Origin of the sequence: Pseudomonas brassicacearum, from assembly GCF_003732175.1 — a bacterium.
GTDB classification, from domain to species: domain Bacteria; phylum Pseudomonadota; class Gammaproteobacteria; order Pseudomonadales; family Pseudomonadaceae; genus Aquipseudomonas; species Aquipseudomonas brassicacearum_G.
The window spans coordinates 78,867-101,503 of record NZ_MOBI01000011.1; the positions used below are offsets into that span (position 1 = coordinate 78,867).

At 60.4% G+C, this 22,637-nt stretch carries 22 protein-coding genes; 9 read left to right on the top strand and 13 right to left on the bottom strand.

Annotated elements, in window-relative coordinates:
• Window positions 1-20: 20 nt before the first annotated feature.
• On the top strand, window positions 21-953 hold the full coding sequence (locus tag BK658_RS10200) for a D-2-hydroxyacid dehydrogenase (RefSeq protein ID WP_123582206.1): 933 nt from the start codon (window positions 21-23) through the stop codon (window positions 951-953).
• 135 nt (window positions 954-1,088) lie between these two features.
• Here BK658_RS10200 and BK658_RS10205 read toward each other — a convergent pair whose 3' ends face one another.
• Window positions 1,089-1,682 (bottom strand): nitroreductase family protein, encoded by a 594-nt coding sequence (locus BK658_RS10205; RefSeq protein ID WP_019692497.1) that lies wholly within the window; start codon window positions 1,680-1,682, stop codon window positions 1,089-1,091.
• A gap of 283 nt (window positions 1,683-1,965) precedes the next feature.
• On the opposite strand from BK658_RS10205, the gene BK658_RS10210 reads away from it, so the two are divergent.
• Together BK658_RS10210 and BK658_RS10215 are read left to right on the top strand one after the other, a co-directional pair.
• A complete protein-coding gene (locus BK658_RS10210; protein WP_054596149.1) occupies window positions 1,966-2,415 on the top strand; it encodes a YcgN family cysteine cluster protein in 450 nt (149 codons plus the stop codon).
• 38 nt (window positions 2,416-2,453) lie between these two features.
• A complete protein-coding gene (locus BK658_RS10215) occupies window positions 2,454-3,683 on the top strand; it encodes a hypothetical protein (RefSeq protein ID WP_123582207.1) in 1,230 nt (409 codons plus the stop codon).
• Between the two features lie 129 nt (window positions 3,684-3,812).
• Here the strand turns inward: BK658_RS10215 and BK658_RS10220 are convergent, their stop codons facing one another.
• From BK658_RS10220 to BK658_RS10240, 5 genes are all read right to left on the bottom strand, one after another.
• The gene (locus BK658_RS10220; protein ID WP_123582208.1) at window positions 3,813-4,133 is read right to left on the bottom strand and encodes a YgaP family membrane protein; all 321 of its coding nucleotides are present in this window, start codon (window positions 4,131-4,133) and stop codon (window positions 3,813-3,815) included.
• Window positions 4,134-4,210: 77 nt separating this feature from the next.
• A complete protein-coding gene (locus BK658_RS10225) occupies window positions 4,211-4,681 on the bottom strand; it encodes an RNA methyltransferase (RefSeq protein ID WP_019692493.1) in 471 nt (156 codons plus the stop codon).
• Between the two features lie 146 nt (window positions 4,682-4,827).
• Complete coding sequence (locus BK658_RS10230; protein WP_123582209.1) at window positions 4,828-6,252, bottom strand: efflux transporter outer membrane subunit; 1,425 nt, start codon at window positions 6,250-6,252, stop codon at window positions 4,828-4,830.
• Complete coding sequence (locus BK658_RS10235) at window positions 6,236-7,402, bottom strand: efflux RND transporter periplasmic adaptor subunit (protein WP_123582210.1); 1,167 nt, start codon at window positions 7,400-7,402, stop codon at window positions 6,236-6,238. Before BK658_RS10235 ends, BK658_RS10230 begins: the two co-directional genes overlap by 17 nt.
• Window positions 7,392-10,625 carry an efflux RND transporter permease subunit gene (locus tag BK658_RS10240; protein WP_123582211.1) on the bottom strand — a complete coding sequence of 1,078 codons (3,234 nt, stop codon included), beginning with the start codon at window positions 10,623-10,625 and terminating at the stop codon, window positions 7,392-7,394. The genes BK658_RS10235 and BK658_RS10240 overlap by 11 nt, the downstream gene beginning before the upstream one ends.
• A gap of 225 nt (window positions 10,626-10,850) precedes the next feature.
• Between BK658_RS10240 and BK658_RS10245 the strand changes: the two genes are divergently transcribed.
• Together BK658_RS10245 and BK658_RS10250 are read left to right on the top strand one after the other, a co-directional pair.
• On the top strand, window positions 10,851-11,255 hold the full coding sequence (locus BK658_RS10245; RefSeq protein WP_123582212.1) for a PA0061/PA0062 family lipoprotein: 405 nt from the start codon (window positions 10,851-10,853) through the stop codon (window positions 11,253-11,255).
• 77 nt (window positions 11,256-11,332) lie between these two features.
• Complete coding sequence (locus tag BK658_RS10250; RefSeq protein WP_123582213.1) at window positions 11,333-11,743, top strand: PA0061/PA0062 family lipoprotein; 411 nt, start codon at window positions 11,333-11,335, stop codon at window positions 11,741-11,743.
• Between the two features lie 73 nt (window positions 11,744-11,816).
• Here the strand turns inward: BK658_RS10250 and BK658_RS10255 are convergent, their stop codons facing one another.
• The 4 genes from BK658_RS10255 to BK658_RS10275 all read right to left on the bottom strand — a co-directional run bounded on the left by BK658_RS10255 (window position 11,817) and on the right by BK658_RS10275 (window position 15,386).
• On the bottom strand, window positions 11,817-13,196 hold the full coding sequence (locus tag BK658_RS10255; RefSeq protein ID WP_123582214.1) for a sensor histidine kinase: 1,380 nt from the start codon (window positions 13,194-13,196) through the stop codon (window positions 11,817-11,819).
• Window positions 13,174-13,857 carry a response regulator transcription factor gene (locus BK658_RS10260; RefSeq protein ID WP_123582215.1) on the bottom strand — a complete coding sequence of 228 codons (684 nt, stop codon included), beginning with the start codon at window positions 13,855-13,857 and terminating at the stop codon, window positions 13,174-13,176. Before BK658_RS10260 ends, BK658_RS10255 begins: the two co-directional genes overlap by 23 nt.
• A 151-nt stretch (window positions 13,858-14,008) precedes the next feature.
• Entirely contained in the window at window positions 14,009-14,383 is a 375-nt protein-coding gene (locus tag BK658_RS10265) for a YajD family HNH nuclease (RefSeq protein WP_054596159.1), read from the bottom strand.
• A 316-nt stretch (window positions 14,384-14,699) separates the two neighbouring features.
• A complete protein-coding gene (locus BK658_RS10275; protein ID WP_123582216.1) occupies window positions 14,700-15,386 on the bottom strand; it encodes a spermidine synthase in 687 nt (228 codons plus the stop codon).
• Window positions 15,387-15,504: 118 nt separating this feature from the next.
• Between BK658_RS10275 and BK658_RS10280 the strand changes: the two genes are divergently transcribed.
• Window positions 15,505-15,795 (top strand): hypothetical protein, encoded by a 291-nt coding sequence (locus BK658_RS10280; RefSeq protein WP_123582250.1) that lies wholly within the window; start codon window positions 15,505-15,507, stop codon window positions 15,793-15,795.
• Here BK658_RS10280 and BK658_RS10285 read toward each other — a convergent pair.
• Window positions 15,792-16,265 (bottom strand): cyclic nucleotide-binding domain-containing protein, encoded by a 474-nt coding sequence (locus BK658_RS10285; protein ID WP_123582217.1) that lies wholly within the window; start codon window positions 16,263-16,265, stop codon window positions 15,792-15,794. The two genes, BK658_RS10280 and BK658_RS10285, sit on opposite strands and share 4 nt — an antisense overlap.
• 197 nt (window positions 16,266-16,462) lie before the next feature.
• Window positions 16,463-18,517: a S9 family peptidase gene (locus tag BK658_RS10290; RefSeq protein ID WP_123582218.1), complete on the bottom strand. Its 2,055-nt coding sequence runs from the start codon at window positions 18,515-18,517 to the stop codon at window positions 16,463-16,465.
• 100 nt (window positions 18,518-18,617) lie between these two features.
• Here BK658_RS10290 and BK658_RS10295 point away from each other — a divergent pair, with 100 nt between their 5' ends.
• Genes BK658_RS10295 through BK658_RS10305 form a run of 3 tightly spaced genes read left to right on the top strand, consistent with a single transcriptional unit; the run spans window position 18,618 to window position 20,480 of the window.
• Entirely contained in the window at window positions 18,618-19,115 is a 498-nt protein-coding gene (locus BK658_RS10295; RefSeq protein WP_123582251.1) for an MFS transporter, read from the top strand.
• Between the two features lie 32 nt (window positions 19,116-19,147).
• Window positions 19,148-19,924, top strand: coding sequence for a class II glutamine amidotransferase (locus BK658_RS10300; RefSeq protein ID WP_123582219.1), 777 nt, complete (start codon window positions 19,148-19,150; stop codon window positions 19,922-19,924).
• Window positions 19,925-19,937: 13 nt separating this feature from the next.
• The gene (locus tag BK658_RS10305) at window positions 19,938-20,480 is read left to right on the top strand and encodes a DUF2937 family protein (protein ID WP_019692484.1); all 543 of its coding nucleotides are present in this window, start codon (window positions 19,938-19,940) and stop codon (window positions 20,478-20,480) included.
• Between the two features lie 44 nt (window positions 20,481-20,524).
• Here BK658_RS10305 and BK658_RS10310 read toward each other — a convergent pair whose 3' ends face one another.
• Window positions 20,525-22,636: a TonB-dependent receptor gene (locus BK658_RS10310; RefSeq protein WP_123582220.1), complete on the bottom strand. Its 2,112-nt coding sequence runs from the start codon at window positions 22,634-22,636 to the stop codon at window positions 20,525-20,527.
• Window position 22,637: the final 1 nt, after the last annotated feature.

A 22,637-nucleotide genomic window follows, 5' to 3' on the forward strand; every position in this document is an offset into this window, starting at 1 on the left:
TGTTTTTGAAGGTTTGAACCATGCGCGTTCTGATTGCCGAACACGACCACGCTGTATATGCCCAACTGTTGCGTCAGGCCGCGCCTGAACTGCAAGTACTGACCAGCGGCGACTCCGCCGAATTGGCCAGCCTGGCCGCCGACTGCCCGGTCTGGCTCGGCCAGCCGGACCTGTTGGCGACGCTGTTGCGTCAAGGTCATGAGCCTCAGTGGCTGCAGTCGACCTGGGCCGGTATTACCCCGTTGCTTGCCGACGGCTTGCCACGCCACTACCGGCTGACCCGTGCGGTCGGGATTTTCGGTCAGATGATGGCTGAATATGTGCTGACCTACATGCTGGGCCATGAGCGCGAAGTACTGGCGCGACTGGTCAGCCAGGTCGAGCGCAAGTGGGACAACCGTCTGGGCCAGAGCCTGGCGGGGCGCAAGGTGCTGATCGTCGGTACCGGCGACATCGGTCAGAGCGTGGCGCAGTTCCTGGTTCCTTTCGGCGTCAAGCTGTATGGGATCGCCAGTACGCCGCGCGAGCAGGCGCCGTTCATTGAAGTCGCGGGGCTGGAGGATCTGGGGCGCCTGGTTGGTGAAGTCGATTACGTGATCAACTTGCTGCCGAATACACCGAACACTCACGATCTGTACAACGCCGCGTTGTTCAAGCAGTTCAAGTCGACCGGTTTGTTCATCAACGTCGGGCGTGGCGTGGCGGTAGTCGATGCGGATCTGGTAGAAGCCCTGAAGGAAGGGCATCTGGCGGGTGCGGTGATCGACGTCTGCCGTCAGGAACCGTTGCCGCAGCGCCACCCATTCTGGACCGCCTGGGGCTTGCTGCTGACCGGCCACAGCTCGGCACCCACCTCACCGCCAATGATGGTGCAGCTGTTTGTCGAGAATCTGCGGGCGTTTCAGGCGGGCGAAGCGTTGCGCGGCGAAGTGGATTTCAAACGCGGGTACTAACCCCCAGTAATAAGATCGTTCCCACGCTCTGCGTGGGAATGCCGCCACGGACGCTCCGCGTCCTGCTCTGGAGGTGACGCGGAGCGTCACGGGATGCATTCCCACGCAGAGCGTGGGAACGATCATCTTTAGCTGTTACAGGGTGAAGTCGCCTTCAGCTGCCAGCTCGCTCAATGGGCGACGCGGGCTTGGGACTTCCCGGGCTTGCAGGTAATCCGCGAGGGTCGCCTTGTCACCCAGCTTGCCGATCGCGACCGCAGCGTGCAGCGCGTAGCCTTCCGGAATGTTCAACTCCTTGCGGGTCAGCTCCTGATCGAAACCGGCCATGCCGTGGGTGTGCCAGCCGCTGATAGAGGCTTGCAGGGCCAAATGACCCCAGGCGGAGCCGGTGTCGAAGGTGTGCCACAGGGCGGCGGTTTCTTCGGTGGCGCCTGGCGCGGTGAAGGTGGTTTTCGAGATCACGATCACCAGGGCCGAGGCGTGTTGCGCCCAGCTGCGGTTGAACTCGTTCAGCAGACCCAGGTAGCGCTCCCAGTTCGGCGTGTCGCGGCGCGCGTAGAGAAAACGCCATGGCTGCGAGTTGTAGGCCGACGGTGCCCAGCGAGCCGCTTCGAAAAAGCTCAGCAGGGTTTCTTCAGGGATACTTTCACCGGTGAAGGCGCGCGGCGACCAGCGATCAGTGAACTGTGGGTGAATGGCATATTCGGCAACGCGGGGATTAGCGCTCATGGACGAGTTTCCTGACTACGTTTATGAAGGAAAAGTTGAGTAAAAACCGACGCGCGCAGTTGAGCTGGGCAGTGAGGTTTTTCAGACCCTGGGGCAATTGTCCTGAATGCAACGCGGTTGAGCGTTAATGGCACTTGGACATGGGCCGTTGCGACTCGCAAAGCTACTTCGCGGCGTGAGAACTGACAAGTCCTGTTATACCGACAGTCGCCAGCACTTGGCCCGCAGGGGCTGGGGCACTAGACTGGCGGCCTTTTCACCACCTGATGTTGATGCTTGAGCCATGGCCGCCAAAGTCGAACCTTTCTGGATACGCAAAACCCTCGAACAACTCGATCAAGAGGAGTGGGAGTCGTTGTGCGATGGGTGTGGCCTGTGCTGCCTGCAAAAACTCGAGGACGAAGAAGACAACAGCGTCTACTACACGCGCATCGCCTGCAAACTGCTGGACCTGAAAACCTGTCAGTGCACCGACTACGCGAACCGTCGCGACTCGGTGCCAGACTGCATCCAGCTCACGCCGGGCAAGGCCGATCAGTTCAAGTGGCTGCCGCCAACCTGCGGTTACCGCTTGGTCAGTGAAGGCAAGGACTTGCCGCTCTGGCACCACCTGGTCTGCGGCGATCGGGATGCCGTGCACCACGAGCGCATTTCCCAGTCCGGGCGCATGCTCGCCGAGGGCAGCGTGGCTGAGGATGACTGGGAAGATCATCTGATTTTTCGGGCGGGCTGACGCTCGGCGTTACAGAAAAAAATCACGAAGGAGTGTGTATGGCTGTTGGGTTGAAGCTGCCGTTGACGTTGTCGTTGCTGGTGCTGAGTTCAGCGGTGTGGGCGGCAAAAAAAGTCGATCTCGATTACCACGTACGGCTATTGCCGCAAAGCGATCAGGCCGAAGTGCGCTTGACCCTGGCACGTGGCTCGGCGGTGCGCAGCCTGGATTTTGATCTGGGCGATGGCAGCCAGTACAGCGACTTCAACGCCGATGGTCAGTGGCAACTCACGCCGGGCAATGCGGCGCGTGGCGTCTGGCGTCCGGCCGCTGACAAGGCCAGCCTGACCTACCGGGTACGCATCAGTCACACCCTCAAGAACGCCAGTTTCGATACCCGCATAACGCCGAATTGGGCGTTGATGCGTGGCGACGACCTGGTCCCGGCAGCGCGCCTGGATCAGCAGGACGGTGTCGAGCTGGTGTCGCGCCTGGAGTTCGAATTACCGGAAGGCTGGAAAAGCGTCGAGACTTCCTGGCCGCGGGTTGGCAAGAACCGCTTTCGCATCGACAACGTGGCTCGGCGGCTCGACCGGCCTACGGGCTGGATGCTCGCCGGCAACCTGGGCAGTCGTCGTACACGCCTGGGCGAAACCGAAGTCACGGTCGCATCGCCGCTAGGGCAGGGCATGCACCGAATGGACGTGTTGACGCTGCTGACGTTCGTCTGGCCGCAAGTGCAGGCGCTGTATCCGCATCATCCCGGCAAACTGCTGATTGTGGGGGCCGCCGACCCGATGTGGCGCGGCAGCCTGGCCGGGCACGAATCGATTTATCTGCACAGTCATTTGCCGTTGGTCAGCGAAAGCGGCAGCAGCCCGTTGATCCGTGAGTTGGCCCAGGTATTCGGGCGAATCAAGGACAGTGATCGCAGTGACTGGATCAACCAAGGCTTTGCCGAGTACTACGCGATTGAATTGCTGCGCCGTGCCGGTGGCATGAGCGATGAGCGTTATCAGGTGCTGGAAGACAAAATGGCCAAGGCCAGCCATAAAGTCAGCACCCTGCGTGGCGATCAGCTCAGTGCGGCGCAGCTCGCCAAGGCGGTGTTGCTGCTACAGGAACTGGACCGCGAAATTCGCCTGAAAACCCGCAACAAGCGTTCGTTGGATGACATGTTGCGCGGCGCCATGGACCTCGGGCGGGTGAGCACCAAAGAGTTTGTGGTGCTGGCCGAGAGCATTATCGGTGAGCCGTCGAAAGTGCTGGATACCGAGTTGCTTCGCTAACGACCTGATCAACTCTGTAGATCGTTCCCACGCTCTGCGTGGGAATGCCTCATTGGACGCTCTGCGTCCGCTTTTGGATGTGACGCAGAGCGTCACGGGCTGCATTCCCACGCGGGAGCGTGGGAACGATCATCTACGGGTTGCCGCATCTGCATTGGCTTTAAGGGTTTTGAGCTCTGCGCCGGCCCGTTCGATTTTCGAACGGGCGTTGTTCATGTCCTGACGACTTTTTTCGAAGAAGCTTTTTGCCGAACTGTGGCCGGTGATGCCGCGAGCCAGGGCTACACCGCCGAGCGCCACCTCGATCAGCCCGAACACGCCACCACGGCGCAGGCCTTTGCCGACCATCACCACACCGCCGGCCGTGCTCGCGATGCGTTCCCAGCCCTGGACGTTTTGCGTCGGTGGCGTCTGGAGCGGCGTGGGTTCTACGCGTTTGATGTCGCTCATGATCTGTCTCCTCAGGGGCAATGGCTATACAGCTGACTGTGCGGTCGGCCGTCTTGTTCCATCCCGCGCTCAGCGTATCAGCGAAATTTTGGACCGGAACGGGTGTTATTGCCCTTGGCCATGCGGTCGTAAAGCACCACGTTGACGGTGGCGGCCAGATTCATGCAACCGGTGGTCGGGATGTAGACCACGTCTTCGCACCACTCGCGAATCTCTTTATCGAGCGAGCCGTCTTCCGGGCCGAAGATATACAGCGCACGGTCCGGATGGGTGTATTCAGGCAGCGAGCGGGCGCCATCGACCAGCTCGACCGCCACCGGGACGCAGCCCAGCGGGAGGATTTTCTTCAGGTCGTCGATGCCGATCAGCGGAATGTCGTGGTGGATTTTCTTGGTGTCGGTGACAAAGTCACGGGCGCGTTCATAACGCTTGCCGGTGTAGAACACCGACGCCACGCCGTAACAGCCGGCGGCGCGCATCACCGAACCGACGTTCTCCGGTGATTTGGGGTTATACAAACCAATGCAGCTGTACCGTTTGTTTGCCACGAGCGGGGTGCCCTTCGAGAAAAACCGCGATTATACGGGGATTGGGTGGGAACGGTCAGTTTCGAGATTGGCGGTGCGTGGGCAATGCCTCTCGCGAGCTTGCTCGCGATAGGGCCGGTACATCCAGCATCAATCTCGACTGTCGGTCAGCTGCCGTTGCTCCAACCGCCACCCAAAGCCACGACCAATCCAACGCTCGCCTGTAACTGCCGGGTCTGCAGATCCTGCAAACGTCGTTGTGCCTGCAGGGCAGAGGTTTGTGCGGTCACTACGTCCAGATAGTTCACGGCTCCGGCTTCATAGCTGTTCATGGCCAACGTTTGAGTCGTTTGCGCGGCATTGACGGCTGCCTGCTCATCCTCCGCCTCGCGCTGCAGGTCACGCATTTGCGCGAGGTTGTCTTCGACTTCGCGTACCGCTCGCAACACCTGACTGCGGTAATGGGCGGCCGCTTCTTCAAATTCGGCCTTGGCTTGACGTTCGTTGGCATCAAGGCGACCGCCGTCGAAAATCGGCAGATTGACCAACGGCCCAAGCGCCCAATAGCGGTTGCCGGCAGCCAGCAGATTGCCGCTGCCAGCGGTTTGCCCTCCGAGCAGCCCCGTCAGGCTGAAGTCCGGGTACCAGGCCGCTCGGGCGACACCAATGCTGGCGTTGGCGGCAAAGACTCTTCGCTCGGCTGCTGCGACGTCCGGGCGTCGTTGCAACAAGGTGCTCGGAAGCGCGCCGGGTATCGATGGCAGATTCAGGGCCTGGCTGATTGCGTCCAGATGGAAATCACTGGCCGGTTGGCCAACCAGCTCACCGATCGCATGTTCGGTCAGATTGCGTTGCGCACGGACATCGTCCAGTTGTGCCTTGGCCTCGGCCAGTTGGCTCTGGGCTCGGGTCAGATCGAGTTCCGAGGCGATTTCTCCCTGATAGCGGTCGTGGGTCAGTTGCAATGCCTGGCCGTAATCATCGAGGGAACTGGCGAGGATCTTGCTCTGGGCATCGAGGCCATTGAGCTGGACATACAGCGTTGCCAGTTGATGCTGCAGGCTCAAGCGGGCGGCGGCGAGGTCGTCGGCGGATGCCTGGGCCTGAGCAAAGCCTGCGGCCACCTGATTGCGAATTCGCCCCCACAGGTCGAGGTCGAAGTTCAGCGCAAAGCCTGCGGTATTGCTGTTGTACACCGACGGTTGGGTGTCCCCGCGTAATGGTCGGTTGTCCGACTGGCGCTGGCGCAGCGGCTGCGCACTGGCGGTGACCTGTGGGAACAGCCCGGCATGCAGTTGGCCGGCATAAGCCTGCGCCGCATCAAAGTGCGCGAGGGCTGCCGCCAGGTCCGGGTTGGTCTTGAGCAGTTGCTGTTGCAGGTTGTCCAGACGCGGGTCCTGGTACAACTGCCACCATTGCGAAGACAGCTGTTCGGCGGGTTTGGCCATGTGCCAGGGACCGTCGCTGGTCTGTTCGCGGTATTGCGCGGGCAAGTCGATCGGCGGCGCCTTGTAGGTCGGCGCCAGTGAACAGCCTTGCAGCGTCAGCGCCATTGCCAGCACTGCGGCGAGAGGCTCAAGCCTTGGGCGCATGAGAACCTCCAGCGTCGGCCAGTTGTACGGAATCGCCTTCACGCAACGCATCCGGCGGGTTGTCGACGACGCGGTCGGCAGGCTTCAAGCCCTGGTCGATGACCAGGCGCTCGCCCAGGTCCAGGCCGATATGAATATCGCGCAGGTGCACATGGTTGTCCGGGTCGAGCACTGCCACTTGAGTGCCCTGGGCGCGGAAGATCAGCGCGCTGGCGGGAATGCTCACGCCATGGGTGTCGGCCGGAATCTGCAGAGTGGCTTCGGCATAATCGCCGGGCAGCAACGCCCCATCCGGGTTGTCAGCGACAAACTGTGCGAGCAAGGTCCCGGAGCGGCGGTCGACGGCGGTGGAGTCACCGATCAGCCTGGCGCTGAAGTGCTGGCCGGGGTGTTCCGGCACAATCAATTCGGCTTGCATGCCGGGGCGGATTACGCTGGCGTAGTTCTGCGGCACCGGCACATAGAGGCGCAGCTGATGGGTGTCGGCGATGTCGAATAGCTCCGGATCGCTGTCGCTGTCAGCCTTGATCAACTGGCCGATGTCAGTGTTGCGAGCAGTGATGGTCCCGGCGAACGGCGCGCGGATGGTTTTGTAGTCTTCCAGCGCCGAGACCCGGGCGTAATCGGCGGCGGCGGCCTGGGCGTTGGCCTTGGCCGCTGCGGCGTTGGAGCTTTTTTCATCGGCTTCCTGACGCGACACCGAATGCGTTGCCAGCAGGTTTTGCCAGCGGGTCGCAGTGGTTTCGGCGAGGCGTGCGTTGGCCTGCTCCTGGATCAGCCGCGCATGGGTCTGCGCGACCTGCTGATCGAGGTCCGGGCTGTCGATTTCTCCGAGGATCTGCCCGGCTTTGACCGGAGTGCCAATGTCGGTTTTCCAGTCCTTGAGGTAGCCGCTGACCCGGGCATGAATCGGTGCCTTGCTCCAGGCTTCCAGATGCGCCGGCAGACGCAGGCTGTCGCCATGCACGTTCTGTTGCGGCTGGAACACGCTGACTAAGGGCATGGCCGCAGTTTCGGTCCAGGCGGCAACGGCTTTTTCATGGCGGGTGCGGGCAGCCAGGCCGTTGGCGACCAGCAGAGCCGCCAGGGTCAGGCCGCCGATACCCACCAGCATCAGGCGTTTGCGCGAAGGTTTTTGATCAGGCGACATGAGAGCTTTCTCCAGCAAGGTTTTCTTCAGCAATAGCGCGAGATTGACGTCCGTGGACCAGGCTGAACACCACCGGAACGAACAGTAGAGTGGCAGTGGTCGCGAGGATCAGGCCGCCGATGACGGCACGGCCCAGTGGCGCGTTCTGTTCTTCGGACAGGGCCAGCGGCAGCATGCCGATGATCATCGCCAGGGCCGTCATGCACACCGGGCGAAAGCGCGTGTAGCCGCCTTCCAGCGCCGCCTTGAGGGCATCGCCATGTTCCGCCAGGCGTTCGCGACAGAAACTCACCACCAGAATCGAGTTAGCGGTAGCCACCCCCATGCAGAGGATTGCCCCGGTCAGTGCCGGCACCGATAACGAGGTGCCACTGAGAAAGAGCATCCAGACAATCCCGGCGAGCGCCGCGGGCAGGGCGGTGATGATCACGAACGGATCGACCCAGGATTGGAAGTTGACCACGATCAGCAGGTAAATCAGCACCACCGCGCCCAATAGGCCGAAGCTCAAACCGCTGAAGGCTTCATGCAGCGCGTCGATCTGCCCGTGCAGGCTGATCACCGAGCCCTTGGGGCGCAAGGAAGCGGTGTCGTCCAAAACTTTCTGGATGTCCTTGGCCACGCCGCCGAGGTCACGGCCCTGCACGTTGGCGTACAGATCCAGGGTCGGCATGACGTTGTAGTGGCTGACGACCGCCTCGCTCTGCACCCGGGAAATGCTCGCCAGGCCGCCGAGGATCTGCGAACGGCCGTCACTGCCGGTAACCGGCAACGCTTCCAGCGATGGCAGGCTGTCCAGGCGATATTGTGGCGTCGCCGCGACCACTCCATACGACACGCCGTTGGCCGGGTTGAGCCAGAAGGTCGGCGCGACCTGGGAGCTGCCGGCCAAGGACGCGACCATGCTGTTGGTCACGTCACGTTCGGTGATACCCAGGCCATTGGCCCGCAGTCGGTCGACCTTGACTTGCAGCGATGGATAACCGGTGGACTGCTGGATTCGCAGGTCGGCAATTCCGGCTACATGTTGCAGGCGTCGTTCCAGTTCCACTGCATAGGCACGGTTGGCATCGCTATTGGGGCCGGAGATTTTCACGTCCAGCGGCGCCGGTGCGCCGAAGTTGAGGATCTGACTGCTGATGTCCGCCGGTAGAAAGGCGAAATGGCTGCCGGGGAAGCTTTCGGGCAAGGCCTCGCGCAGCTTCTTCACATAGTCGGCGGTGGGGCTGTGTTCCGTTTTGAGGGTCACTTGAATGTCACCATCCTGCGGACCGATGGTGCCGCTGTTGCTGTAGGCCATGTCGATGCCGCTCAGCGGGATACCGATATTGTCGACGATCGTGTCCAGTTGCTCGGCCGGAATGATCTCGCGAATGCGTGCTTCGATCCGGTCGAAGGCCGCAGCGCTTTCCTCGACCCGCGTGCCCAGCGGCAAGCGCACATGCAAAGACAGCGCGCCGGCGTCGGTGGCCGGGAAAAAGTCCTGGCCCAGGCTCGGTAGCAGCGCAAAGGAAGCCAGGACACAGGCCAGAAATCCCAGCAGGAATCGCTTGCGGTATTCCAGAGCCAGTTCCAGCAGTCCGTAGTAGGTGTCTCGCAGGTTGGAGAATCGGTGTTCGAATCCCTGCTGGAAATTCAGCAGCGCTTGCAGCAACGGATGCCGAGGTGTGTGGTGATGTTCGCCCTCATGATGATTGATGAATTCATCTTCCGGGTGATGCCCTGGACCTTGCTCGGGCACATGGGGTTTGAGCAGGAACATCGCCAGGGTCGGCACCAGCGTCCGCGAGAGGATGAACGAACTGGCCATGGCGAAGATCACCGCCAGGGCCATCGGCCGGAACAGGTATCCGGCGATGCCCTGCAGCAGGAACATCGGCACGAACACGATGCAGATACACAGCAGCGACACGAAGGCCGGACCGACAATCTGTTTCGCACCGTCGAGGATCGCAGTTTTCACGGCCTTGCCTTGTTCCAGATGCCAGTTGATGTTCTCGATGGTCACCGTGGCATCGTCCACCAGAATCCCCACCGCCAGCGCCAGCCCTCCAAGGGTCATGACGTTCAGGGTCTGGCCGGCGGCGGCCAGCAGGGCGATGGCCGACAGTACCGCCAGCGGAATCGAGGCGGCGATGATCAGGGTCGAACGCCAGCTGCCGAGAAACAGCAGGATCATCGCGCTGGTCAGCAGGGCGGCGATGATGCCTTCCCGGGCTACGCTGCCCACCGACTGTTTGACGAACACCGAAGCATCGCCCAGCAGTGAAGTCTTGAGTGATGGCGGTAGGGTTTCATTGATGCGAGGCAGCATCTGGCGAATGCCATCGATGATCGACAAGGTGGAGATGTTGCCGTTCTTCAAGGCTGGCATCAGCACGGCGCGTCGGCCGTCGACTCGCACGATATTGGTCTGTGGCGGTGAGCCGTCACGCACGTGGGCCACCTGGCCGATGGTGATCAGCGCGCCGTCGACGGTCTTGATCGGCAGGTCGTTGAGTTCGTCGATGGCTTGCGGACTGTTGTTGAGCAGCACTGTGTATTCGTTGGGGCCGAGCTTGGCGGTGCCCACCGGGATGATCTGGTTTTGAGCCGCCAACGCGTTACCCACGTCCTGGGCCGAGAGCCCCTTGGCGGCCAGCGCCTGAGGGTCGAGGTCGAGGGTGATCTGGCGCTGTTTGCCGCCCATGGGGGTGGGGATCGCCAAGCCCGGGACCGAAGTCAGTGGCAGGCGGATATTGTTCTGCACCAGGTCGCGAATTTTCGCTTCCGATAGGGTCGGGCTGGAGAACGCCATCTGCAGGATTGGCACCGTGGAGGCGCTGTAGTTCAGGATCAGCGGCGGGGTAATCCCCGGGGGCATCTGTTTCAGGACTGTCTGTGACACCGCCGTAACCTGGGCATTGGCGGTACGGATATCGACGCCTGGCTGGAAGAAAATCTTGACGATGCCCATGCCCGGCAGCGATTGCGACTCGATATGTTCGATGTCGTTGACCGTGGTGCTCAGGGAGCGTTCATAGGTATAGATCACTCGTCCGGCCATATCCTGCGGGGCCAGTCCGTTGTATTGCCAGACCACTGCAATCACCGGAATACCGATGTCAGGGAAGACATCGGTAGGTGTGCGCAGCGCAGCCATGGGCCCGATGATGCAGATGAAAATTGCCAGCACGATAAACGTGTAGGGCTTTAGCAGTGCAGTCTTTACCAGCCCGAGCATGCCGTAAACCTCCGAGGAGTTGAGTTGCAATCCTCGGCAGTCTTGCGCTTGCAAACTAACAATTTGCCTTCATCGGGATGAAGAAACTTTTACCGAATTCCTGAAAATCCTTTCACCTGGATTCATTTGTCTGCACCTGCCTATCTCGCCACTCTGACGCTCAAGCCGATGGGCTGCTTTCAACCCTGCCGTCGACATCGGCTGTCACTTGCGAGGTTTTCTTCAATGACACTCAAACCCCTGTTACTGATTTCAAATCTTGGCCTGGTCTGCCTGTTGTCCGCCTGTGCGGGGCCGGTCCCCAAGTCCGATCCGAGCGAAGCCTGGATTGGCCTGCAACAACCCTCGAGCAGCAGTTTGCTGGCGGATCGGGTTGATGGCCGGCGAGTCAACGATGGTCGCTATTTCGAGGTAAAGCCTGGTGCTCATCGTCTGCAGATGACGCTGCTGACCGGGGCAGATGGCAGCTCGGTTGAGCCAACTTGCATGGGGCATCTTCAATACAGCGACTTTCAGGCTGGTGAGCATTACCAGATAAATACGTCGAGCGAGGGTCTGTCCGCCAGCGCCCGCCTGATGGACTCCCACGGCAAGCAAGTCGCGCAAAGCGACCGCTTCAAGTGTTTGTAGGCCGGCTTTCCAACGATTGGTGATTGACCTTCAGGCATGCCGAGGTCTGTGTTTTTTACATGAGAGAGAGTCATTCGATGACACTTAAACAACTGCTGCTGATTCCTGGCCTGAGCGTGGCCTGTCTGTTGTCTGCCTGTGCCGGCCCGATGCCAACACCTGATCCGGGCATGGCCTGGATCGGGCTTCGGGATGAGGCACCCAATGACATGCTGGCAGAACGGGTGGATGGCAAACGTATCGATGACGGACGCTTTTTCGAAGTGACCCCCGGTGCTCATGATCTGGCCGTGACGCTGTTCGAGATCCCGAGTGGTGACTCGAACCAGCAGGACTGCGAAGGTGAGGTCCACTACAACCAATTCAAGGCGGGCGAACACTACACACTGGTGGAGTCGAGTCTGGGGCAGGAAGTCAGTGCGCGTCTGGAGGACTCCCACGGTCAACAAGTCGCGCAGACTGGCGACTTTAGATGCATGCCGGGGTAACCCCTTCCAGGGGGCCGTCGTGCGCTACTGCAACTGGCCAGATCAGCGCACTAAGGCTTTGCCCGAACCGGATCTAATCAGGTCGACAATCCAGAATCAGCCGAGCGCCTCCATGCTCACGGGTTCCGACCTCCAGTCTGAACCCGTGCAGATCGATGATCGCTGCAACAATCGATAGCCCCAGTCCGAAGCCGCTCTGCTGGTGAGTGCTGTCGCAGCGATAGAACCGCTGGAATACCGCCTCTCGTTCAGCGGGAGGAATTCCCGGGCCGGAGTCCAACACTTCGATCCGTGTGCTGCCTTCATTACTGACGGCCTTGAGGATGACCTCACCGCCGTGCGGTGTGAACTTGATCGAGTTGCTCAGCAGGTTGGCCAGCGCTTCGAACAGCAATGCCCGGTCGCCGTCCAGGGACGGCAGCGATTGCGGTAGCTGCAACAGCAGGGTGAGTTGGCGCTCCTCGGCAAGCGGCAAATAGAAGTCATGAAGCTCCTTCAACAACATCATTGGATCGAACTGGATGAACTCGGAGCGACGCTGATGATCTTCCAGTTCAGAGATGCGCAGCAGGCCGCGAAAGCGCGCCATCAACGTATCGGCTTCGGCAATGACCTTGTTCATTTGCAAGGCTTGCGGCGAACCTTCACTGGCCTGTTGTTGAATGCGCTCGAGCTGCGTCCGTATATGGGTGAGGGGGGTGCGCAAGTCATGCGCAATGTTGTCGCAGGTGCCTTTGACTTCATTCAGCAACCGCTCGATGCGTTCAAGCATGGCATTGGCGATAGCCGCGAGCATATCCAGTTCGTCGCGTCGGTCCGACAGCGGCAGACGATGGGTCAGTTTGCCGGCGACAATGGATTGCGCACTGGCCTGAATTGCTCGAATCCGGTGCAGTGGGCGGCGGCGCAACAGTTGCCAGGCCGCGATACCGGGAATGATGGTCAAGGAAATACCCCAGAGCAGTGCATGCCAAATGATCAGGGTGACTGCGAGTAATGAACCGTTATCCCGAACCAGTACCAGCCAGCGGTCATTCTGGATGTGGGTCGCGATGGCATAACAACTGGACTGCGGCAGCGCGGGATCGTCGGAATCTACGCAGCTGTTCAATTCGTGAATCTGGCCGTCCAGAGGCAGTTGTGCAGGGATTTTCCGGATCGCTCCGTTCAGCGGTTTTTTTTGGCTGTCGAATACCCCAAAGGCATCCACGTTCGGCATATCGAACTGCATGCTGGTGGTCAGCGCTTCGATCAGTTGATCGCCTTGAAAACGCGAGAGCAGGTGCTGGCGCTGCATCAACGAGTGTTTGGCCAGACGGTTCATGTAGCCGGAAACTTCGTAATAGAGTCCGCCCATCAGGACACCGCTCCAGATCACGAACAACGTACTGTAGAGCGCCAGCAAGCGACTGGTCGAAGAGCTCCAGCCTTTAGAGGGGGTCAGCAATGACATAGCCCGAGCCTCGCATCGTCCGGATCAAGGGAGTCAGGCCGGGAGGATCGATCTTCTTGCGCAGGCGCCCGATATGCACGTCGATCAGGTTGGTTCCCGGGTCGAAGTGATAACCCCATACTTCTTCGAAAATCATCATCCGCGAGAGAACTTGTCCTGGATTGCGCATCATGAATTCCAGCAGTTTGTACTCGGTAGGCAGCAGACTCAGCGGCTGACCGGCACGATTGGCTTCGTGGCTGATCAGGTTGAGCTCCAGGTCGGCGACTTTGAGGGTGGTTTCGAACTTTCCGACCGGGCTTTTACGCCGTAGCAGCACTTCGACACGTGCTGCCATCTCATCGGTGGCGAACGGCTTGGACAGGTAATCGTCGCCACCTGCGCGCAGGCCGCGTACGCGTTCGTCAATATCGGAGAGGGCACTGATCATCAGAATCGGAGTCGCCACGCCGATGGCACGCAGCGTGGTGACAATGGCCAGGCCATCAAGCTCGGGGAGCATGCGGTCGAGCGTGATCAGGTCATAATTGCCACTGACGGCACTCACCAGACCTTCACGGCCATTGTCCACCCAATCCACTTCAAATCCGTGGCTTTGCAACTCGGTTGCAATTTCCCTGGCCGTCACGGCATCGTCTTCTATGGTCAAAATACGGGACATTTCGGTTACCTAATGAAAAGATCATTACCGGGTGTCCAATTTTGCCAATAAAAGTTGCCAGACTTTCTGATGAAAGTTTCATGTTGGATACAAGCTGCTTGCGGCAGGTACCGAGTTTGAAAAGTCCCGATGACGTTCGGGACTTTGCACGTCAGTCGTCTTTTTTCATCAACCCGGCCAACGCGGCGAACGGGTTATGCGTTGCCTTGGCGATTTTCGGTGTGCTCAGCGAGCCGTCGCCGAAGTACTGCTGGTCGGTGTAGCGCGAGTGTTCGTTGTCGTGGCAGTACAGGCACAGCAGCTCCCAGTTGGAGCCGTCCTGCGGGTTATTGTCGTGGTTGTGGTCGCGGTGGTGCACGGTCAGCTCGCTCAGACGCTTGCCGGAGAACTCACGGGCACAGCGTCCGCAGACGTGCGGGTACATCTTCAGGGCCTTGTCGCGGTAACCCATTTCACGGTCGCGCTGGGCGTCGGCGAGGATGCGGTCCAGTTTGGCCGTGTTGGAGGGAGGCGTTGACGAACTCATGGGTTCACCTTTGTAAAAAGACTAATGACGGTAATAACGAGAGTGTAGGGCCTATCATCACTTATTTCCTAGGCCGCGCCGGGTCTGCTGTGGTGCAGGGCAAGACGCGAGGAGCGTGGTTTGGTCATTCCAAACAAGCTCCGAGCAACGCCGCCCTGCGCCACAGCAGGCCCGGCCCTTCGGGTTGTGCCTGAAAACGTGCCAGGCTGCGTTGCAGTCCTTGGCAAGGGAAGAACCATTGCCAGCGGACTGCGCCTTGCCTGGCTCGTTTTCAGGCGCAACGCGGCCTAGGAAATAAGTGATGACAGGCCCACGCTCAGCTCTTGAGCTTCTCGGCAATCCAGATCGTGTGTCGGGTGCCTTTGTTGCCGTGGGCGAAGACTTGCACTTCTTCGGACTTGAAGCCGGCTTTTTTCAATTTCTCGGAAAACTGCCGGTCAGCGCTGGCCGACCATACCGCGAGCACGCCTTTGGGGCGCAGGGCCTTGGCGCAGGCGCTCAGGCCGCCGGCCGAGTACAGCCAGCTGTTGGCTTTCTGGGTCAGGCCTTCGGGGCCGTTATCGACGTCGAGCATGATGGCGTCGAAACCTTGCGGCTCGGCCTGCAGGACCTTGGCCACGTCTTCCATGCGGATCACCGTGCGCGGGTCGAGCAGCGGTCGCCCGGACTTTTCGCCCAGCGGCCCGTGGTTCCACTCGACTACCCCAGGTACCAGTTCGGCGACCACCACTTCAGCGGTCTTGCCCAGGTGCTTGAGCGCCGAAGCGAGGGTGAATCCCATGCCGAGACCACCGATCAGCACCCGTGAATTCGGACGGCCGGCGACCTTGCGACAAGGAATCTCGGCCAGGGCGTCTTCGGAACCGTGCATGCGGGTGTTCATCAATTGTCCGCCGTCACCGCCCTGGATCTTGATGACGAAATCTTCGCCGTCCTCGAACAGGCACAGGGCACCGCCGTTTTCGGGGATCGGGGTGGTGTCGAGCAGAACGAAACGTTTCATGGGGCTCTCTTTAAAGGAGGGAAACTGGCATCAGGGAGGAGAAACCGGCATTGAGAAGGGCAATCTTGCGCGGTTGGGAGTAGCCTTAAGGTCACAAGCAAGGGCAACGGAGCCATTGATGAAGCGCACCATTCTAACGGTCATTGTGTTGGCCGCGCTCTCGATAAGTGCAGCGCAGGCGCAAGAGTTGCAAACGGTCCCTGTTACACCGTCAGCGGCCCCCGGTTCACCCGGCACCGCAACCCCTACGCCATACCCGCAGATTACCCCGACCACTGTGCCCAAGGTCGGCAGCAGTAGCGGCGGTGAACCGTTGTTGCCACCGATCGAAATGCCCAACCCGCCCAAGGACCAGACCTTGCCGGGGCTTGAGCAGATTCAGCAAAAAAACAAATCCCCCGGCGGTTAAATCTGTTGCGAGAGCAATTGGCCGTCGGCCATGCGCAGGCGTTTGGACAGCGACACGGCAATGGCGCGGATGATCTTCGCGGCGATTTTCGGTGCATCGTTGAGCATCTTTTCCAGCGAGTCCTTGCCCAGGTTGAGCAGTTGGCAATTGCTCGCTGCCACGCAACTGGCCGAACGCCGCTCGCCGTCGAGGACGGCCATTTCGCCGAATGCCCGGCCGCTGCGCAGCGTTGCGATCGTCACCGGCTTGCCGTCGCTATTGGTTTTCTGCACCGCCACCTGACCCGAGTGAATGATGCACATGAAGCTGCCGGCATCACCCTCGTGGAAGATCTCTTCGCCCTCGGCGATGGTGCTGATGCTGAAGTAGCCGGCAGCCGCCGTGAAATCGGCCAGTTGCAGTTGATCGAACAGGCCACAGTCCATCAGCCAGTCGCGAATTTCTTTGTTCAACAGGGTCGGTTCTGACATGTCATCACGGTCTTTTTCTTGTGTCTGTTGCGGGTTCGGGTTTTGTCGGTAATTGCCAATCCCTTGTGGGAGCGAGCCTGCTCGCGATAGCGGTGGTTCAGCCAACATCGATGTTGAATGTAATGCCACCATCGTCGGATCGCCGCCCGGAGCAAGCTCGCCCCCACATTTAAGACCTGTACGCCTTACAGAGTTCCTCAGGCGATCCCCAATACCTTGAAAACAAATGCGTATTCGAGGGCTACGTCACGTAATCCCTGATAACGCCCGCTCATCCCGCCATGCCCGGCGCCCAGTTCGGTCTTGAGCAGCAACAGATTATTGTCGGATTTGGTCGCTCGCAACTTGGCCACCCACTTGGCCGCTTCCCAATACTGCACACGGCTGTCGTTGTAGCCGGCGATCACCAGGGTTGCCGGATAGGCGTGAGCGCTGACGTTCTCGTACGGCGCGTACGCCTTGATCCGATCATAAACTGCTGGCTCTTCAGGATTGCCCCACTCGTCGTATTCAGTGACGGTCAGCGGCAGGTCCGGGTCGAGCATGGTGTTCAGCACGTCGACGAACGGCACCTCGGCAATTGCCGCCGCAAACAGTTCCGGGCGCTGGTTGAGCACCGCGCCGATCAGCAATCCGCCGGCACTGCCGCCACTGATGGCCAGTTGTTTGGCGGTGGTGAAGCCGTTGGCGATCAAGTGTTCAGCGCAGGCGATGAAGTCGTTGAAGGTGTTCTGCTTGTGCTCCTGCTTGCCGGCGCGATACCAGGCTTCGCCCAGCTCACCGCCGCCGCGCACGTGGGCGATGGCGAAGGCAATACCGCGATCGAGCAGGCTCAGGCGCGCATGGGAGAACCACGGGTCGAGGCTTTCACCGTAGGCACCATAGCCGTAGAGGTAAAGCGGCGTCGGTTTGCCGAGCATTTCGCGTTTGACCACCAGGCTGATCGGCACCTGTGTGCCATCGGGCGCGGTCGCCCACAGGCGCTGACTGACGTAGGCATCGGCGTCGAAGGGGCCAAGCACCTGGGTTTCCTTGAGCACCTTCTGCTCGCCGCTGGCAAGGTCGAGCTGACGAATCTGCGCCGGGCGATTCAACGCCTCGTAGCGCAGACGGATCTTGTCGCTGGCAAACTCCAGGCTGTTTTGCACATGCAGGCTGTAGGCCGCATCCGGCAGTTGCACGCGATAAGCGGGCAGGCCTTGCGGGTGAACTTCGATGATCGGCAAACCGCCTTCGCGCAGGCTCAGGGTCATGGCCGAAGCATTCAGGCTCATGCCGTCAAGCATCACCGTGTCGCTGTGAGGGGTCAGGTTTTGCCAGTCGCTTTCGGTTGGCGCAACCCCGGTGTCGGCAGCCTGATACAGCGCAAAGTTGATGCCGTCGCGGTTGCTGCGAATCAGCCAGGTCCATTGGTCGTCGAGCTTGCCGTGGTCGACGTCGTACTCGTGATCTTCAACCCGTGGCGCCAGGCAGGTGAAGGCCTGTTGTGGCTGCGACGCATCGAGCACCCAGACTTCGCTGGTGGTTTTGCTGCCCAGCGACAGCAGCAGCTGGCGTTCGGAGCTTGCGCGGTAGCAGTGCAGGAAAAACCGCCCGTCCGGTTCAAAGAAAACTTCTTCGGCGGCGGTCCCGTCGAGACGATAACGAAACAGCTTGTGCGGGCGATGGGTGTCATCCAGCTCGCCGAAAAACAGCGTCAGGCTGTCGTTGGCCCAGGTCATGCTGCCGTCGCAATTCTCGAACGCCAGTTCGCTGACCTTGCCGTTGGACAGCTCCTTGACGAACAGCGTGTAAATCTCTTCACCGCTGGTATCGAGGCTGTAGGCCAGGCGCTGGTGGTCCGGACTGATGCTGAAGGCGCCCAGCGAGAAAAAACCACCATTGGCCAACACATTGGGGTCGAGCAGCAGTTGTTCCTGGCTTTCGTCGACCTGCAGGCTGTCGTCGGTCGGGCGCGGGCAGCGGTAATGCCGGGCATATTCGTCACCGGCGACGGTACGGGTGTAATAAAGGTAGGGCCCCCATGGGGACGGCAGCGACAGGTCGGTTTCGAGAATCCGGCTTTTTATTTCGTTGAACAGGGTTTCTCGCAGCTCGGCCTGGTCGGCTAGTTGTGCTTCCTGATAGCTGTTTTCAGCCTTGAGGTAGTCGAGCACCTGTGCGCTGTCGCGCTCCTGCAGCCAGGCGTACGGGTCATCGCCGTCGGCCTTGTGGGCAATCGGGGCGCTGCAAACGTGGGCGGATAGGGGCATGAAGGACTCTCGGGCGTAATGTAAAAATGGCTTCACAGACAGCGGGGCAGCCTGATCGGTGAAAAGCCGTTATCATAAGCGCCTCTTTGCCTGCCTTGCCATGGACACCATGACCGAGAACGACTATCTGATCGCTTGGGGCCTTTACGCCTTTGCCGCTTTAGGCTGCCTGTTGGTGTGGATGCGCCTGACCCGCTGGATGTGGCGCTGGTTGCGCGAGCCACTGCGTCTGCTCATGGTCGTGCTGTTGTTCAGCCCGACCATTATCGACCCGGTGAAGGAAAAATTCGCCCCGGCCATCGCCATTACTGCCCTGGACCTGCTGTTCAAGGTCGGTAACAACATCTGGCGCGCGATTTCCGACCTGGTCATGTACAGCATGATCGCCTTCGGCATTTACCTGATCTTCGCGTTGATCCGCTTTCCCATCGAGCGCGCCTCCAATGCTCGCAAGGAGCGGGAAGCCGCCGCGAAAGCCGCTGCCAAGGCTGCCGATCCAGATGATGACCAGCCCTTCGGCGGTGCCGGCGATGATCGTTATGGCCGTCCGCCGGTTCCGAGTAACCCCCAGCGTTCGCGAGTAGAACCCCGTCTTTGACGTTGCCCCGGCATTGAAGCGAGAGTCCAGGCATGTGTGAATTATTGGGCATGAGCGCCAATGTACCGACCGATATCGTGTTCAGCTTCACCGGGCTGATGCAGCGTGGCGGTCGAACCGGCCCGCACCGGGACGGTTGGGGCATCGCGTTCTATGAAGGCCGCGGCCTGCGCTTGTTTCAGGACCCGGCGGCGAGTTGCGATTCCGAAGTCGCGCTGCTGGTGCAGCGCTATCCAATCAAGAGCGAAGTGGTGATCGGGCATATCCGCCAGGCCAATGTCGGCAAGGTCTGCCTGTCCAACACTCACCCGTTCGTGCGTGAATTGTGGGGACGCAACTGGTGTTTTGCGCATAACGGCCAACTGACCGACTTCCAGGCGACTGCCAGTTTTTACCGACCCATTGGCGACACCGACAGCGAAGCGGCGTTCTGCGATGTGCTCAACCGCGTACGTGAAGCCTTCCCGGAGCCGGTTGAAGTCGAGCAGTTGCTACCGAGCCTGGTGGCGGCGTGCGCCGAATACCGTAGCAAAGGTGTGTTCAACTGCCTGTTGAGCGATGGCGACTGGCTGTTCTGTTATTGCTCGACCAAATTGGCGCAGATCACCCGACGCGCACCGTTTGGTCCGGCACGCTTGAAGGATGTGGACGTTATCGTCGACTTCCAGGCCGAAACCACACCCAACGATGTGGTGACGGTCATTGCCACCGAACCCTTGACCGAAAACGAAACCTGGACCCGTTACGAACCGGGCCAATGGAGCCTGTGGCGACGCGGTGAATGCGTCAGTCAGGGCAAGACCGAATAAGGAACACCTTTCTATGTTGCTCAGTTATTTGCGGCTGGTGTTGTTTGCAATCGGCCTGTTGGTGGGTGTGCAGGTGCCGGGTTTCATCAACGATTACGCCAAGCGGGTCGAGGCGCATCTGATCGAAGCGCAGACCGGCTTGCGGGGTTTTCAAGGCACTGCCGAGCAGTTCTTCAAGGGCGACCTGCAAGCTCTGGTCGCTCATTACCGTGCCAGTGACGATCCGGTGTTTCGCAGTGATGCTGACAGCCTGAGCACCTTGCTCACTCGCCAATTGGCGCTGGACAAGCAATTCCAGGCCATGCAAGGCCCGTGGTACATCCGTGTCTTGCAGGTGGTGTTGGCGGCTGACCCGGATATTCGCAAGGAAACCTGGAATGGCTACAGCTACCAGCTGTTGCTGACGCCTGAAGCCATGGGCTGGGGGCTGAGCGGGGCGATGCTGCTGTCGTTCGGTCTGGAATGTCTGTTCCGCCTGATCGACTGGGTGGTGTTGGGCGGCAAGCGCCTGCGCCAGAGCAGGCCGATCGAAGAGCGCGATTTGCGCGGTTTGTAACTCCGTCGAAAGTGCAGGAGCCGGCAAGCCGGCTCCTGCTTTATTTACCAATCAATCGAGTAGCTCATACTCAACGTACGGCCTTCGGCATTGGCGTACGGCGCTTTGGCGTTGGCCTGGGCGAACAGGTTGACGTACGTGCGGTCGGTCAGGTTATACACCCCGCCTTCGAGACGCCCGACCGGCAATCGCACGGAACCCAGCAAGTCCACCAGCGTATAGCCCTTGATGTCGCGCCCGTTGTCGTCCTTGGCGGCAGCGTCGTAACTGGCCAGGCGCATGCCTTGCAAACGCAGGGTGTAGTCATCTTCGGTGTAGCCGACGAACAGCGTGGTCTTGGCTGGCGAGATGCGTGTCGCCGGCAGGTCGATCCATTTGCCGTTCTGCTCGGTCTCGCCCTTGGCCCACGCATAAGTGCCCCCCACCGACCAGTGATCGGTCGCGCGGTAGGTCAGGCTGTTTTCGATGCCGCGCACCCGTTCCTTCTGGTTGATCAGGCGCAGGACGCGATCATTGGCATCGTAGAACTGGGTCACGTCCGAGGTGTTTTCATACACAGTGACGTCAGCCTGCCACTGGTCCCAGTTGCCGCGCCAGCCCAACTCGTAGCTGTCGACCTTGATGGCCTGGGCGTTGAGGCTCTGGATGTCGAAGGTACTGTTCACGTCACGCAAGAAGCGCTGGATATCCGGCAGCGAAAAACCCTGGCTGTAATTGGCGAAGAGGTCCTGATTTTCACTCAGGTGATAGACCGCGCCCAGGTTGTACAGCGTGGCGTCATATTTGAGGGTGTCGCCGGGCAGGGTGGCGCGGACACCGGTCTGGACGATCTGACCGTAGGCGATGCTGTCGGCGACCTCACTTTCGATCCACTCGCGACGCACACCGCCACGCAAGGTCCAGTCGCCAACGTCCCAGGACATCTGCCCGAACAGCGCCTTGGTGGTGGTTTCGAGATCCGGGCCCATCTCGTAGGTGGTGCCTGTCTTGGTGTAGGTCAGCCCATTGAGGGTGTACTGGTCGCCACGCTGGCGAGAGCGCTCGTGATCGTAGTCGGCGCCCCAGACCAGGTTGCCCGTAGCGCTGCCGATGGCCGGCAACGGCGTGTCGATGGCCGCGCGCAAGCCGTAGACATCCTGCACGCTGTTGTTGTCGGCAATCCCGGCCTTGCCCCGCGACAGGTCCGGGAAGAACAGCGCGTCGGCTCGGCGCCAGTAGCTTTCCAGCTGCAAGCCCTGACCGTAGAAGTCCTTGTCGGTGTAGTTGAGGTTGACCGCCTGGTTATGGGTGTAGGGCTGGTCGTCGAGTTTCAGCCCTTTGACCGCTACGGCTTGCTGCAGGTTTTTCGGGTCTTTGGTGAAGTCAGTGTCCTGCTGGTCCTTGTAGTCCTGCAGCGACAGGCTGAGTTTTTTGTCGGCATCCAGTTCGTAACCGAAACGACCTTGCAGGTCATAGGTTTCGGTGTCCATGTTGCTGCCCTGAGAGGTGTCCTGGGGGATGCGCTTGCCGTTGCCATCGAACTGATCGTTACGCTGGGTCAGGTCGGCGGACACGTACCAGTCCAGCGCGTCCTTGCGCCCGGTCGCACTCTGGAAGGCTTCGTAGGCGAAACCTTTGCTGTTGAGATTGTTGCCGCTGGTCAGGCCCAGTTTGCTGCTGTAGGCAATGTCCTGGCCCTGATTGCGCTTGGTGATGATGTTGATGATGCCGCCCGAAGCGCCGGCACCGTAGATGCTGCTGGCGCCGGAAATCACTTCGATGCGCTCGATGCTGGCCGGCGCGATGCTGTTGAGCTGGCGGAAGTTGTCGCGCGTAGCGTTCTGCGACACGCCGTCGATCAACACCAGCATGTTGCGCCCGCGCAGGGTCTGGCCGAAGTTGCTCATCCCGCCGCTGGACGGCGCAAGGCCCGGAACCAATTGCCCAAGAATGTCGGAGACCCGACGACCCGCGCCGCTCTGCTCGCGGACCTGCTGTTCGTCGATGACCTGGACCGAGCCTGGAATCGAGGCAATGCTCGCTTCGCTGCGAGTCGCGGAAACAACGGTGGCTTGCATGTTCAAGGTGCCGGGTTGCTGCTCGGTCTCCTCGGCCCAGGTTTGGGCGCTGAAGGAGCCAAGCAGCGGAATCAACAGAGAAAGTCTGGTTCGGGTCATG

What these genes read in the sequence shown, in the direction of transcription:
- BK658_RS10200 (WP_123582206.1), top strand. Translation starts at nt 21, where the DNA reads ATGCGCGTTCTGATTGCCGAACACGACCACGCTGTATATGCCCAACTG.
- BK658_RS10205 (WP_019692497.1), bottom strand. Translation starts at nt 1,682, where the DNA reads ATGAGCGCTAATCCCCGCGTTGCCGAATATGCCATTCACCCACAGTTC.
- BK658_RS10210 (WP_054596149.1), top strand. Translation starts at nt 1,966, where the DNA reads ATGGCCGCCAAAGTCGAACCTTTCTGGATACGCAAAACCCTCGAACAA.
- BK658_RS10215 (WP_123582207.1), top strand. Translation starts at nt 2,454, where the DNA reads ATGGCTGTTGGGTTGAAGCTGCCGTTGACGTTGTCGTTGCTGGTGCTG.
- BK658_RS10220 (WP_123582208.1), bottom strand. Translation starts at nt 4,133, where the DNA reads ATGAGCGACATCAAACGCGTAGAACCCACGCCGCTCCAGACGCCACCG.
- BK658_RS10230 (WP_123582209.1), bottom strand. Translation starts at nt 6,252, where the DNA reads ATGCGCCCAAGGCTTGAGCCTCTCGCCGCAGTGCTGGCAATGGCGCTG.
- BK658_RS10235 (WP_123582210.1), bottom strand. Translation starts at nt 7,402, where the DNA reads ATGTCGCCTGATCAAAAACCTTCGCGCAAACGCCTGATGCTGGTGGGT.
- BK658_RS10240 (WP_123582211.1), bottom strand. Translation starts at nt 10,625, where the DNA reads ATGCTCGGGCTGGTAAAGACTGCACTGCTAAAGCCCTACACGTTTATC.
- BK658_RS10245 (WP_123582212.1), top strand. Translation starts at nt 10,851, where the DNA reads ATGACACTCAAACCCCTGTTACTGATTTCAAATCTTGGCCTGGTCTGC.
- BK658_RS10250 (WP_123582213.1), top strand. Translation starts at nt 11,333, where the DNA reads ATGACACTTAAACAACTGCTGCTGATTCCTGGCCTGAGCGTGGCCTGT.
- BK658_RS10255 (WP_123582214.1), bottom strand. Translation starts at nt 13,196, where the DNA reads ATGTCATTGCTGACCCCCTCTAAAGGCTGGAGCTCTTCGACCAGTCGC.
- BK658_RS10260 (WP_123582215.1), bottom strand. Translation starts at nt 13,857, where the DNA reads ATGTCCCGTATTTTGACCATAGAAGACGATGCCGTGACGGCCAGGGAA.
- BK658_RS10265 (WP_054596159.1), bottom strand. Translation starts at nt 14,383, where the DNA reads ATGAGTTCGTCAACGCCTCCCTCCAACACGGCCAAACTGGACCGCATC.
- BK658_RS10275 (WP_123582216.1), bottom strand. Translation starts at nt 15,386, where the DNA reads ATGAAACGTTTCGTTCTGCTCGACACCACCCCGATCCCCGAAAACGGC.
- BK658_RS10280 (WP_123582250.1), top strand. Translation starts at nt 15,505, where the DNA reads ATGAAGCGCACCATTCTAACGGTCATTGTGTTGGCCGCGCTCTCGATA.
- BK658_RS10285 (WP_123582217.1), bottom strand. Translation starts at nt 16,265, where the DNA reads ATGTCAGAACCGACCCTGTTGAACAAAGAAATTCGCGACTGGCTGATG.
- BK658_RS10290 (WP_123582218.1), bottom strand. Translation starts at nt 18,517, where the DNA reads ATGCCCCTATCCGCCCACGTTTGCAGCGCCCCGATTGCCCACAAGGCC.
- BK658_RS10295 (WP_123582251.1), top strand. Translation starts at nt 18,618, where the DNA reads ATGGACACCATGACCGAGAACGACTATCTGATCGCTTGGGGCCTTTAC.
- BK658_RS10300 (WP_123582219.1), top strand. Translation starts at nt 19,148, where the DNA reads ATGTGTGAATTATTGGGCATGAGCGCCAATGTACCGACCGATATCGTG.
- BK658_RS10305 (WP_019692484.1), top strand. Translation starts at nt 19,938, where the DNA reads ATGTTGCTCAGTTATTTGCGGCTGGTGTTGTTTGCAATCGGCCTGTTG.
- BK658_RS10310 (WP_123582220.1), bottom strand. Translation starts at nt 22,636, where the DNA reads ATGACCCGAACCAGACTTTCTCTGTTGATTCCGCTGCTTGGCTCCTTC.